This is a genomic window from Variovorax paradoxus (genome assembly GCF_022009635.1).
In the GTDB taxonomy this organism is placed as follows: domain Bacteria; phylum Pseudomonadota; class Gammaproteobacteria; order Burkholderiales; family Burkholderiaceae_C; genus Variovorax.
Genome location: NZ_CP091716.1, coordinates 6757265 through 6770211 on the forward strand (window position 1 = coordinate 6757265; position 12947 = coordinate 6770211).

The following is a 12947-nucleotide window of genomic DNA, read 5'->3' on the forward strand; positions in this document are numbered from 1 at the left end:
TCCGGGGAGTAGTGTCCCTAGGATTGTCGTTGGAACGACAACCGGGCGTCAAAGTGAGACCTACGATCCGCCCACTGTGCAAACAACCGCCCCCACCTTCCCCCGCCTGATGCTCGCGCATGCCGAAGCTCGTCCGGAGTCGCCGGCCGTGCGCGAGAAAGACCTCGGCATCTGGCAAACCTGGACCTGGAACGCCGTGGCGCAGGAAGTGCGCGAAATGGCCTGCGGCCTGGCGAGCCTGGGTTTCAAGGCCTTCGACAACCTGGCCATCGTCGGCGCCAACCGGCCGCACCTGTACATGGCGGTGATCGCCGCGCAAAGCCTGCGCGGCGTGCCGGTGCCGCTCTACCAGGACGCGGTGGCAGGCGAGATGGTCTTCATGCTGCAGGACGCGGGCATCGAGTTCGTCATCGTCGAAGACCAGGAGCAGGTCGACAAGCTGCTGGAGTGCCGCGACATCCAGCAGGGCAAGCTGCCGGCCATCCGCCACGTCATCTACGACGACCCCAAGGGCCTGCGCCACTACGACCAGCCCGGGCTCATGAGCTACGAGCAACTGCGCGCGCTGGGCCGCGAGTTCGACAAGGCCAACCCCGGCTACTACGACCGCGCGGTGGCCAGCGGCGAAGCGACGGACGTGGGCGTGATCCTCTACACCTCCGGCACCACCGGCCGCCCCAAGGGCGTGTGCCAGACGCACGCGAGCTTCATCGCGGCGGGCCGCGGCGGCGTGGAGACCGACAGGCTCGGCCCCGGCGACAACATCATGAGCTACCTGCCGATGGCCTGGGTGGGCGACCACCTGTTCTCGGTGGCGCAGTGGCTGGTGGGCGGCTTCACGCTCAACTGCCCCGAGTCGAGCGAAACGGTGATGAACGACATGCGCGAGATCGGCCCGAGCTACTACTTCGGCCCGCCGCGCACCTTCGAAGGGCTTCTCACGGCCGTGTCGATCCGCATGGAAGACGCGGCCGCGCCCAAGCGCTGGCTGTATGCGAAGTTCATGGCGCTGGCGCGGCGCGTGGGCGCGGACATCCTCAACGGCGCGCCGGTGGGCATGGGCGACCGGGCGCTGTACGCGCTGGGCAACCTGCTGATCTACGGCCCGTTGCGCAACGTGCTGGGCATGAGCCGCATCCGCGTGGCCTACACCGCGGGCGCGGCCATCGGGCCCGACCTGTTCCGCTTCTACCGTTCCATCGGCGTGAACCTCAAGCAGTTCTACGGCCAGACCGAGACCTGCGCGTACGTGTGCCTGCAGCAGGACGGCAAGGTCAAGCTGCAGACCGTGGGCACCGCCGCACCGGGCATCGAGCTGAAGATCGCCGCCGACGGCGAAGTGCTGGTGCGCGGCGTGTCGGTGCTCAAGGAGTACTACAAGCGCCCCGACGCCACCGCCGAGGTGCTCGACGCCAACGGCTACTTCCACACCGGCGACGCGGGCGTGCTCGACAGCGAGGGGCACCTGCGCATCATCGACCGCGCCAAGGACGTGGGCCGGCTCGTGGGCGGCGCGATCTTCGCGCCCAACTACATCGAGAACAAGCTCAAGTTCTTCCCGCAGATCAAGGAAGCCGTGTGCTTCGGCAACGCGCGCGACGAAGTGTGCGCGGCCATCAACATCGACTTCGAGGCGGTGGGCAACTGGGCCGAGCGGCGCGGCCTGGCCTACGGTGGCTACGTCGACCTGGCCGGCAAGCCCGACGTGCTGGCGCTGGTGGCCGAGTGCATCGGCAAGGTGAACGCCGACCTCGCGACCGAGGACGGCATGGGCGAGACGCAGATCGCGCGCTTCCTGGTGCTGCACAAGGAACTGGACCCCGACGACGACGAACTGACCCGCACGCGCAAGGTGCGCCGCGGCTTCATCGCCGAGAAATACGCGGTGCTGGTCGACGCACTCTATGGCGGCAAGGCCGAGCAGTTCATCGAGACCCAGGTCAAGTTCGAGGACGGACGCACGGGCTCGGTGAGCGCCACGCTGAAGATCGTCGACGCGAAGCGCTTTCCACTGGTCAAGGCGGCCGCATGAACGCGCACAACCACACAGAGGCCTCCATGCTTGCAACAACGACCCGCGGCGGCCGCAAGGATGGCGAGGTCATCCTCGACGTGCAGAACATCAGCTTGAGCTTCGGCGGCGTGAAGGCGCTGACGGACATCAGCTTCAACGTGCGCGAGCATGAAGTGCGCGCCATCATCGGGCCGAACGGCGCGGGCAAGAGTTCGATGCTGAACTGCATCAACGGCGTCTACCAGCCGCAGCAGGGCTCCATCACCTTCCGCGGCCAGACCTTCAGGCACATGAACTCGCGCCAGGTGGCCGAGATGGGCGTGGCGCGCACCTTCCAGAACCTGGCCCTCTTCAAGGGCATGAGCGTGCTCGACAACATCATGACCGGGCGCAACCTCAAGATGAAGAGCGGGCTGCTGGCCCAGGCCTTCCGCTGGGGCCCCGCCGAACGCGAGGAACTGCAGCACCGCGAGTTCGTCGAGCACATCATCGACTTCCTGGAGATCCAAGCACACCGCAAGACACCCGTGGGCCGCCTGCCCTACGGACTGCAGAAGCGCGTGGACCTGGGCCGCGCGCTCGCGATGGAGCCGCAGGTGCTGCTGCTGGACGAGCCCATGGCCGGCATGAACGTGGAGGAGAAGCAGGACATGAGCCGCTTCATCCTCGACGTGAACGACGAGTTCGGCGCGACCATCGTGCTGATCGAGCACGACATGGGCGTGGTGATGGACATCTCCGACCGCGTGGTGGTGCTGGACTACGGCAAGAAGATCGGCGACGGGACGCCGGATGAAGTGCGCAGCAACGAGGACGTGATCCGGGCTTATCTGGGTGTGGAGCACTGACGCCATGCCAACCCTCGCCCTGAAGCATTGCTCCTTCCCCCGCTGGGGGAAGGCTGGGATGGGGGCACGACGGCCCTCACGACACGGCAGCGCCTCATCGAGCGCCGCCCGCCCCCACCCCAACCCTCCCCCAGCGGGGGAGGGAGAAAAACAAGAAAGACACTGACCATGGGCTTTTTCCTCGAAACCCTCTTCGGCGGCCTCATGGTCGGCATGCTCTATTCGCTGATCGCCATCGGCTTCGTGCTGATCTACAAGGCCTCCGGCGTCTTCAACTTCGCGCAGGGCGCGATGGTGCTGTTCGCGGCGCTGGCCATGGCTCGCTTCTCCGAATGGTTCCCGCTGTGGTTCGGCTTCCAGAGCCAGATCCTCGCGAACATCCTGGCCTTCGTCGCGGCCATGGCGGTGATGGTCGTGGTCGCCTGGCTGATCGAACGGCTGGCGCTGAGCAAGCTGGTGAACCAGGAAGGCATCACGCTGCTGATGGCCACGCTGGGCATCGCCTATTTCCTGGACGGCATCGGCCAGACGCTGTTCGGCAACGACATCTACAAGATCGACGTGGGCATGCCCAAGGAACCGCTGATGGTGCTCGAAGGCACCTTCCAGGGCGGGCTGCTGCTGAGCCAGGAAGACCTGATCGCCGCGCTGGTGGCGGCCGGGCTGGTGGTGGTGCTGGCCATCTTCTTCCAGAAGACGGCCACCGGCCGCGCCCTGCGCGCGGTGGCCGACGACCACCAGGCCGCGCAGTCGATCGGCATTCCGCTCAAGCGCATCTGGGTGATCGTGTGGTCGGTGGCCGGCTTCTCGGCGCTGGTGGCCGGGATCATCTGGGGGTCGAAGCTGGGCGTGCAGTTCTCGCTGTCGCTGGTGGCGCTGAAGGCGCTGCCGGTGGTGATCCTCGGCGGGCTCACCTCGATACCGGGCGCCATCATCGGCGGCCTGCTGATCGGCGTGGGCGAGAAGCTGTCCGAAATCTATCTCGGCCCCATGCTCGGTGGCGGCATCGAGATCTGGTTTGCCTATGTTCTTGCACTGGTCTTCCTGCTCGTGCGGCCCCAGGGGCTGTTCGGCGAGAAGATCATCGATCGGGTCTGAACGCGATGTTCTACAGAGAAAACGGCCAGTTCAAGTCGAGCTACAGGGCCGACCAACAGATCTTTCCGATCGCGCAGGACCGCATCGCGATCCTGGTGCTGCTGCTCGTGGCGTTCGTGGTGGTGCCGCTGGGCGTGTCCGACTACTGGATGCGCGCCATCCTCACGCCCTTCCTGATCCTTTCGCTCGCGGCGCTGGGTCTCAACATCCTGGTGGGCTATTGCGGCCAGATCTCGCTGGGCACCGGCGCCTTCATGGCGGTGGGCGCCTATGCGGCCTACAACTTCCAGGTGCGCATCGACGGCATGCCGCTCATTGCGTCGCTGCTGCTGGGCGGCCTTTGCTCCACGGTGATCGGCGTGCTGTTCGGCATTCCGAGCCTGCGCATCAAGGGGCTGTACCTCGCGGTGGCCACGCTGGCGGCGCAGTTCTTCACCGACTGGGCTTTCCTGCGCATCCAGTGGTTCACCAACAATTCTTCGTCGGGCTCTGTGAGCGTGGCGGGGCTGAACGTGTTCGGCGTGCCCATCGAATCGCCGGTGCAGAAGTATTTGTTCTGCCTGGCCTTCGTGGTGGTGTTCGCGCTGCTGGCCAAGAACCTGGTGCGCAGCGCCATCGGCCGCGAATGGATGGCGATGCGCGACATGGACGTGGCCGCCGCGGTGATCGGCATCCGCCCGGTGTACGCCAAGCTCACGGCCTTCGCGGTGAGCAGCTTCATCGTCGGCGTGGCGGGCGCGCTGTGGGGCTTCGTGCACCTGGGGGCGTGGGAGCCGGCGGCCTTCAGCATCGACCGTTCGTTCCAGCTGCTGTTCATGGTGATCATCGGCGGGCTCGGCTCGATCATGGGCAGCTTCTTCGGCGCCGCGTTCATCGTGCTGCTGCCGCTCTTTTTGAACCAGCTGCCGGCGTGGCTGGGCTTCTCGATTTCGACCGCCCTGGCCTCGCACCTGGAGACCATGATCTTCGGCGCGCTGATCGTGTTCTTCCTGATCGTCGAGCCGCACGGGCTGGCCCGGCTGTGGTCCACGGCCAAGGAGAAGCTGCGGCTGTGGCCCTTCCCGCATTGATTCGTTTCGAGAGTTCCCGTTCGTAAAAACCCGGCACCGAGGTGCCCACAAAAGGAGACAGGCATGAAACTGAAATCGCTCGCTCTGACCGCCGCCCTGGTGGCCAGCACTCTCGGCGCCGCGTTCGCACCATCGGTCGCGCAGGCGCAGGCCAAGGAACAGTTCTTCCCGCTGCTGGTGTACCGCACCGGCCCCTACGCGCCCAACGGCACGCCCTGGGCCAACGGCAAGCAGGACTACCTGAAGCTGGTGAACGCGCAAGGCGGCATCAACGGCGTGAAGATCACTTTCGAGGAATGCGAAACGGGCTACGCCACCGACAAGGGCGTGGAATGCTACGAACGCCTGAAGGGCCGCCCCGGCGTTGCGTTGTTCGACCCGCAGGCCACCGGCATCACCTTCGCGCTGACCGACAAGGTGCCCACCGACAAGATCCCGCTCGTCACGCTGGGCTACGGCCTCGCAGCCTCGCAGGACGGCGGTGTCTTCAAGTGGAACTTCCCGCTGATGGGCTCCTACTGGACCGCGGCCGACATCCTGATCCAGCACCTGGGCAAGAAGGAAGGCGGCATGGACAAGCTCAAGGGCAAGAAGATCGCCCTCGTGTATCACGACTCGCCCTTCGGCAAGGAACCGATTCCGCTGCTGCAGGAGCGCGCGAAGATGCACGGCTTCGACCTGTCGCTGATTCCGGTGACGGCACCCGGCGTGGAGCAGAAGTCGGCCTGGCTGCAGGTGCGCCAGCAGCGTCCAGACTTCGTGCTGCTCTGGGGCTGGGGCGTGATGAACTCCACCGCGCTGAAGGAAGCCGTGGCCACCGGTTACCCGCGCGAGAAGATGTACGGCGTGTGGTGGGCCGGCGCCGAACCCGACGTGAAGGACGTGGGCGCCAACGCCAAGGGCTACAACGCGCTGGCGCTGAACGGCTCCGGTCCCGACAACAAGGTGATCCAGGACATCATCAAGCAGGTGCACGACAAGGGCCAGGGCACGGGCCCGAAGGAAGAAGTGGGCTCGGTGCTCTACACGCGCGGCGCGATCATCTCGATGCTCGGCGTGGAGGCCGTCAAGCGCGCGCAGGAGCGCTTCGGCAAGGGCAAGGTCATGACCGGCGAGCAGGTGCGCTGGGGCCTGGAGAACCTGGCGCTCGACCAGAAGAAGCTCGACGCGCTGGGCTTCGCGGGCGTGATGCGCCCGGTGAGCACTTCGTGCCAGGACCACATCGGCTCCACCTGGGCGCGCATGGAAACCTGGGACGGCGCCAAGTGGAACATCGCGCCCGACTGGTACCAGGCCGACGACCAGATCATCAAGCCGATGGCCAAAGCAGCGGCCGACAAGTACGCAACGGAGAAGAAGCTGACGCGCCGCGAAGCGGCCGACTGCCAGTCCTGATGCACCGCTGAGTTCCGTGGCGGCTCGCAAGAGCCGCCATTCGACAGCGCGACGCCTTTTGCCGCGCCGTTGTCGAATGCTTCGGACCACACCATGAGCGAACCCAACATCCTCCTCAATGTCAACGGCATCGAGGTCATCTACAACCACGTGATCCTGGTGCTCAAGGGCGTCTCGCTCACGGTGCCCGACGGCGGCATCGTGGCGCTGCTCGGCGGCAACGGCGCGGGCAAGACGACCACGCTGCGCGCGGTGAGCAACCTGCTCGCGGGCGAGCGCGGCGCCGTCACCAAGGGCACCATCGAGTTGCGCGGCGAGCGCATCGAGGCGCTGTCGCCGGCGGAGCTGGTCAAGCGCGGGCTGATCCAGGTGATGGAAGGCCGGCACTGCTTCGCGCACCTGACGATCGAAGAGAACCTGATGACCGGCGCCTACACACGCACCGACGGCAAGGCCGCGGTGCAGCAGACGCTGGAGAAGGTGTATGCGTATTTCCCGCGCCTGAAGACGCGGCGCACTTCGCAGGCGGCCTACACGTCGGGCGGCGAGCAGCAGATGTGCGCCATCGGCCGCGCGCTGATGGCCAACCCGACGATGGTGCTGCTCGACGAGCCCTCGATGGGCCTGGCGCCGCAGATCGTGGAAGAGGTGTTCGAGATCGTCAAAGACCTGAACACCAAGGAGCGCGTGACCTTCCTGCTGGCCGAGCAGAACACCAACATGGCGCTGCGCTATGCCGACTACGGCTACATCCTGGAGAACGGCCGCATCGTGATGGACGGCGAAGCGCAGAGCCTGCGCGAGAACGAGGACGTGAAGGAGTTCTACCTCGGCGTGGGTGGCGCGGACCGCAAGAGTTTCCGGGACGTGAAGAGCTACAAGCGGCGCAAGAGGTGGCTTGCTTGACTCTCCCCCAGTCTTCGCGCACTCCGTGCCGCTTCGCCAACCCCCTCTCCGGGGGCAACACCTGCGGCCCAGAGCAGTTGAGCGCCTTGAAAAGAACAGAAAGACAAAGGGTACGGACATGACCGACCACTACGACAAGCTGGAAATCCGTGACCCCGCCGAACGCGAACGCGACCTGCTGGCTGCATTGCCCAGGCAGATCGCGCAGGCGCAGACGACGGCACCCGCATTCGCGAAGATCCTCGACGGCGTGAAACCCGCCGACATCACGACACGCGAAGCACTCGCGAAACTGCCCGTCACGCGCAAATCGGAACTGCTCGAACTGCAGAAGGCACGGCGCGCCGACGACCCCTTCGGCGGGTTCGCTTCGATCGTGCGCGGCCCGCGCATGCCCCGCGTGTTCGCGAGCCCCGGCACCATCTACGAGCCCGAAGGCGAGGCGCGCGACTACTGGCGCACCGCGCGCGCGCTGCATGCGGCGGGCTTTCGCGGCGGCGAGCTGATCCACAACAGCTTCAGCTACCACATGACGCCCGCCGGCTCCATCATGGAAAGCGGCGCGCGCGCCCTGGGCTGCACCGTGTTCGCGGGCGGCACCGGCCAGACCGAACAGCAGCTCGAGGCCATGGTCGACCTCAAGCCCGAAGGCTACGCGGGCACGCCCAGCTTCCTGAAGATATTGCTGGAAAAGGCCGAGGAGAAAGGGCTGAAGCTGCCCTCGCTCACCAAGGCGCTCGTCTCCGGCGAAGCCTTCCCGCCGAGCCTGCACGACTGGATCGCCGCGCACGGCGTGAAGGGCACGCAGTGCTATGCCACAGCCGACCTCGGCCTCATCGCCTACGAGACCAGCGCGCGACAAGGTCTGGTGATCGACGAAGGCGTGCTGGTCGAGATCGTGCGTCCCGGCACGGGCGACCCCGTGCCCGACGGCGAGGTCGGCGAGATCGTCGTCACCAGCTTCAATCTCGACTACCCGCTGGTGCGCTTCGGCACCGGCGACCTGTCCGCCGTGCTCGCGGGCACCTGCCCCACGGGCCGCACCAACAAGCGCATCAAGGGCTGGCTCGGCCGCGCCGACCAGACCACCAAGGTGCGCGGCATGTTCGTGCACCCCTCGCAGGTGGCCGAGATACTGCGCCGCTTTCCCGAGGCGCAGCGCGCTCGGCTGGTGGTGTCCGGCGAGATGGGCGACGACCGCATGGCCCTGCAGCTCGAATGCGCGGGCGCCGTGCCCGAAGGGCTGCAGGCGCGCGTGGGCGATGCAATCCGCGAAGTGACCAAGCTGCGCGGCGAAGTCGTCGTGGTCGGCGCCGGCGAACTGCCCAACGACGGCAAGGTGATCGAGGACGCGCGCAGCTACAAGTAGCGGCGGTACAACCAGCGCGTGGCGGCGCGCATCAGCGCCACCACGTGTATCGCGTAGATCAGCACGAACGCGAGCACGAAGCCGATGAGCCCGGCCGGGCTGTAGAAGCTGCGCGAGATGCTCGACGCGATGTACAGCCATGCGATGGCAATGACGATGCAGCTGACCTGCACCAGCACGAAGGCCAGCACCGAAGCGCCCACGGCCCTGAACGGGCGCGCCCTCGCGAGCCCCGCCGTGGCGCCGAGCCAGCCGCCCCAGAACGCGAGCCCGAAGACCACCAGCGGCGGCACCATCCACGCGAACAGCAGCTCGGGGCCGTCCACGCCGCGCCCCATGGAGGTCCATCGGCTCATGGCCACGCCGCTCCACATCTGAAGCGAGGCGAACATCGCGGCGCCCACCAGCGCCACCGCGCGCCGTGGCGGCGCGCCACCCACGTCTTCACTGTCCGGCGCTTCGGCAGCAGACGCAAGCTGCGCGGCACGCCCGGCGCGCAGCGCGACCCATGCCGCGGCCCACACGCCGAGCACGAGCACGATCAATTGCGCGACGGACTGCAGGAACACGAACACAGCCATCACCGCGCGCATGGAAGACGGCCCGGCCACGTCCTGCAGGCGGCCACCGGGCATGAAGAGCAGCTGCACTTCATACAGCAGCGGACTCAGCGCATAGAAGTTCAGCAGCAGCACCACCAGGTAGGCGGCCGCATAGCGCAGGCGCGGGCGAGCGAGCAGCGACACACTGCCGACACCGCGCTTTTCCAGCGCGTTGCGCCCATGGCTCCAGGCCAGCGCCGCCGCCAGCACCCAGGCCATGCCGAGGCTGAACACCATCGGGATCCACACGCCCGGCAGGGCGTAGGTGCCGCGCATCTGCGCGCCCTCGGGCGTATCGGGCGCGAGCTGCACGGCCAGGTTGACCAGCACCATGAGGGCATCGATGGCCACGGTGATGAGCGCAAGGTCGCGCGGCAGGCGCCGCGCGGTCTCGTGCGGGGTCGGATGAAGGGAGGTCGCCGTCATGAGGGAATACTTTCGCTTTGCATGGCGCATGCCGTGGCATGCGTGGAACAAGGCGAGCGTATCGGATGACGGCGACCGCGCCCTGTAGGCTCAGTGCGCGAGTGCGGCTTCGCCCGCCTCCTCGGGCGCGGGGCCCACGTACACCGACTGCGGACGAATGAGCCGCCCCTTCTTGACCTGCTCGCGCGCATGCGCCACCCAGCCGCCCACGCGGCCGGCCGCGAACACGCAGGTGAAGCTCTCGCGGCCGAAGCCCAGCGCCTCCAGCAGCAGCGCGGTGTAGAACTCGACGTTGGTCTCCAGCGCGCGGCCCGGCTTCTTCTCGCGCAGGATGGCCAGCGCGGCCTGCTCCGCCGCCTCGGCCAGCGCGAAGCGCGCGGCATTGACGCTGCCCTCCTTGCCGAGCCGCCCGAGCGCACCCTTGAGCGCATCGGCGCGCGGATCGCGCACGCGGTAGATGCGGTGGCCGAAGCCCATCAGGCGCTGGCCCTCGGTCACGGCCTGCTCCAGCCACGCGCGGGCGTTGGCGGCGCTGCCGATGGCGTCGAGCGCATCGAGCACCGGCCCGGGCGCGCCGCCGTGCAGCGGCCCCTTCAGCGCACTGATGCCGGCAAGCACGGCCGAGGCCAGTCCGGCGCCTGTCGACGCGACCACGCGCGCCGCGAAGGTCGAGGCGTTGAGGCCGTGGTCGCACACGGTGACGAGGTAGGTGTCGAGCGCCGCGCTCTGGGCCGGCGTGGGCGCGCGGCCATGCAGCATGCGCAGCATGTCGGTGGCGTGCGGCAATGCCTCGTCGGGTGCGAGCGCCTGCACGCCCAGGCGCCAGCGCATCACCGCGGCGGTGTAGACGGCCGGCGCCGCCACCAGGCGCAGCGCGGTCGGCAGGTCGTCGCCCAAACCGTCACCGTCAGGCAGCCGCGCCAGCAGCGCGCGCACCGCCTCGATGGGCGGCAGCCGGCGCAGCACGGCGTCGTCGTTCGGCTGCAGGCGCTCGAAGGCCTCGCGGCGCGCGCGGCCGATGGCGATGCGCAGGGCCTCTGTTCCCGTGCCGGGCAGCGTGTCGAAGAAGCCTTCGAACAGCAGGCCCACCACGTCTTCATAGCGCCAGCGCTGCGCGATCTCGTCCAGCGCATGGCCGCGGATCACGAGCCGTCCGGCCTCGCCGTCCACCTCGGACAGCACGGTGCGTGCGGCCACCACGCCTTCGAGGCTGCCGTCGTCGTTGTTCATCGCTCTTTACTCCTGGGTTGTCACGATGACATTGATTCTGTCCCGATGAATATTGACGTCAATCTTGATCTATTCTGTCAACATGACCACCAAGAGAACCGCGCCCCTGTGGCTGCCCGCCGCACAGGCGCTCGAACTGATGCAGGTGCGCCCGCAGACGCTCTACGCGAGCGTGAGCCGCGGCCGCATACGCGCCAAGCCCGATGCGGCCGATCCGCGCCGCAGCCTCTACCACCGCGACGACGTGCAGCGCATCGCCACGCGCGCGCGAGGCCGGCGCAGCAGCGAGACGGTGGCGAGCGAGGCGATCCAGTGGGGCGAACCGGTGCTGGCCTCGGGCGTGTCGACCGTGGCCGAAGGCCGGCTGCTCTATCGCGGACAGGACGCGTGCATGCTCGCGGAACACGCCACGCTCGAAGAAGTCGCGGGCCTGCTGTGGGAGTGCGCGCCGCCGCACTTTCCGGCTTCCGCCGTGCCGGTTGTCTCGGCCGGCGATTCGCCGCCTCTTCAAGCCGGCCTGCTCGCGCTCGCGGCGCGCGCCGCCACCGACCTGCCTTCGCGCGGCCGCTCGCCCCACGTGCTGCGGGCCGAAGCGGCAGAGGCGATCGGCGCACTGGCCGACGCATTGCTCGGCACGGCCCCGTCGCGCGCGATGCCGCTGCACATGCGGCTGGCCGCGGCATGGCGCCGACCGCGCGCCGCCGACGACCTGCGCCGCGCGCTGGTGCTTCTGGCCGACCACGAACTCAATGCATCGACCTTCGCCGCGCGCGTGACGGCATCGACCGGCGCATCGGTGGCGGCATGCCTGCTCACCGGCCTCTCGACGTTGACGGGGCCGCTGCACGGCGGCGCCTCTGCCGCAGTGCAGGCGCTGATGCGCAACGCCGTTGCCATCGGCACCGAGGCAGCGGTGCGCGAGTGGCTCGCGCACGACCGGCCGCTCGCGGCCTTCGGGCATCCGCTCTATCCGAATGGGGACGCGCGCTGCCGTGCATTGCTGGCCAACATCGAACTGCCACCGGCATTCAGCGAGTTGCGCGCCATCGGCGAGAAGCTGCTCGGCGACGCGGTGAACATCGACTTCGGGCTCGCCGCCCTCGCGGCGGTGCACAAGCTGCCGGCCGGCGCGCCGCTGGCACTGTTCGCGCTCTCGCGCACCGTCGGCTGGACGGCGCACGTGCTCGAGCAGCAGGCCACCGGCCAGCTGATACGCCCGCGTGCGCGCTACACCGGGCCCGTGGCGGCCGACGCGGCCGCGCAGGAACTCAATGAATCGACGCCTCGTACGCGAGCTCGAAAGCCTTCGTCATCTCGCGGTTGAAGGCGGGCAGGTCGTCGGGCTTGCGGCTGGTGACGAGGTTGTGGTCGACCACCACTTCCTTGTCGCTCCACTTCGCGCCCGCATTCTTCAGGTCGGCGTGCAGCGAAGGCCAGGAGGTCATCTTGCGGCCCTTCACGCCGCCCGCGTCGATCAGCGTCCACGGCCCGTGGCAGATGGCCGCGATGGGATTGCCCGCCTCCACGAAGGCACGCACGAAAGCGACCGCCTTCTCGTCGATGCGCAGGGCATCGGGGTTCACCACGCCGCCCGGCAGCAGCAGCGCGTCGAAATCTTCCGGCTTCGCGGTCTTCAGCGGCACGTCGACCTCGAAGCTGTCGGCCGGGTCGTGGTGATGCCAGCCGCGCACGCGGCCGTCCACCGGCGACACGATCTGCGTCTGCGCGCCGGCCTGGTCGAGCGCCTTGCGCGGCTCGGTCATCTCGACCTGCTCGAAGCCGTCGGACACGAGGATGGCGACCTTCATTCCGTCGAGTGAAGATGAGGTGATGGGCATGTGTGAATCTCCTTCGGGGTTGCAGAAAACCGGCAATGAAGACTCACCCTAGGCCCCGCGCACGGCCGACGCATCGTCCTGCGCCGGCTCCGCCTGTCGGACAGTTCGACGGGCGGCAAACTTCTCTTACGAACGGGTTGCGCGTGACCGA

General features: G+C 67.8%; 11 protein-coding genes. 8 read left to right on the forward strand and 3 right to left on the reverse strand.

The genetic code is table 11. The annotated features are described in order from the left end of the window. Positions 1-76: 76 nt before the first annotated feature. From L3V85_RS31680 to L3V85_RS31710, 7 genes are all read left to right on the forward strand, one after another. Positions 77-2032: an AMP-dependent synthetase/ligase gene (locus L3V85_RS31680; RefSeq protein ID WP_237676558.1), complete on the forward strand. Its 1956-nt coding sequence runs from the start codon at positions 77-79 to the stop codon at positions 2030-2032. Further along, positions 2029-2862, forward strand: coding sequence for an ABC transporter ATP-binding protein (locus L3V85_RS31685; RefSeq protein ID WP_414080170.1), 834 nt, complete (start codon positions 2029-2031; stop codon positions 2860-2862). Before L3V85_RS31680 ends, L3V85_RS31685 begins: the two co-directional genes overlap by 4 nt. Before the next feature lie 168 nt (positions 2863-3030). Next, positions 3031-3960, forward strand: coding sequence for a branched-chain amino acid ABC transporter permease (locus L3V85_RS31690; RefSeq protein WP_237676560.1), 930 nt, complete (start codon positions 3031-3033; stop codon positions 3958-3960). A gap of 5 nt (positions 3961-3965) precedes the next feature. Then, positions 3966-5030: a branched-chain amino acid ABC transporter permease gene (locus tag L3V85_RS31695; RefSeq protein WP_237676561.1), complete on the forward strand. Its 1065-nt coding sequence runs from the start codon at positions 3966-3968 to the stop codon at positions 5028-5030. A 63-nt stretch (positions 5031-5093) separates the two neighbouring features. Beyond that, the gene (locus L3V85_RS31700; RefSeq protein WP_237676562.1) at positions 5094-6425 is read left to right on the forward strand and encodes an ABC transporter substrate-binding protein; all 1332 of its coding nucleotides are present in this window, start codon (positions 5094-5096) and stop codon (positions 6423-6425) included. Between the two features lie 93 nt (positions 6426-6518). Continuing rightward, positions 6519-7331, forward strand: coding sequence for an ABC transporter ATP-binding protein (locus L3V85_RS31705; RefSeq protein WP_237676563.1), 813 nt, complete (start codon positions 6519-6521; stop codon positions 7329-7331). A gap of 118 nt (positions 7332-7449) precedes the next feature. Next, positions 7450-8700 carry a phenylacetate--CoA ligase family protein gene (locus L3V85_RS31710; protein ID WP_237676564.1) on the forward strand — a complete coding sequence of 417 codons (1251 nt, stop codon included), beginning with the start codon at positions 7450-7452 and terminating at the stop codon, positions 8698-8700. On the opposite strand, the gene L3V85_RS31715 is transcribed toward L3V85_RS31710, so the two are convergent. Together L3V85_RS31715 and L3V85_RS31720 are read right to left on the reverse strand one after the other, a co-directional pair. Next, on the reverse strand, positions 8691-9728 hold the full coding sequence (locus L3V85_RS31715) for a hypothetical protein (protein ID WP_237676565.1): 1038 nt from the start codon (positions 9726-9728) through the stop codon (positions 8691-8693). The two genes, L3V85_RS31710 and L3V85_RS31715, sit on opposite strands and share 10 nt — an antisense overlap. Positions 9729-9818: 90 nt before the next feature. Beyond that, the gene (locus tag L3V85_RS31720; protein WP_237676566.1) at positions 9819-10958 is read right to left on the reverse strand and encodes a citrate synthase/methylcitrate synthase; all 1140 of its coding nucleotides are present in this window, start codon (positions 10956-10958) and stop codon (positions 9819-9821) included. Between the two features lie 82 nt (positions 10959-11040). Here L3V85_RS31720 and L3V85_RS31725 point away from each other — a divergent pair, with 82 nt between their 5' ends. Then, a complete protein-coding gene (locus L3V85_RS31725; protein WP_237676567.1) occupies positions 11041-12282 on the forward strand; it encodes a citrate synthase in 1242 nt (413 codons plus the stop codon). On the opposite strand, the gene L3V85_RS31730 is transcribed toward L3V85_RS31725, so the two are convergent. Further along, positions 12227-12796 carry a type 1 glutamine amidotransferase domain-containing protein gene (locus L3V85_RS31730; RefSeq protein WP_237676568.1) on the reverse strand — a complete coding sequence of 190 codons (570 nt, stop codon included), beginning with the start codon at positions 12794-12796 and terminating at the stop codon, positions 12227-12229. The two genes, L3V85_RS31725 and L3V85_RS31730, sit on opposite strands and share 56 nt — an antisense overlap. Positions 12797-12947 lie beyond the last annotated feature (151 nt).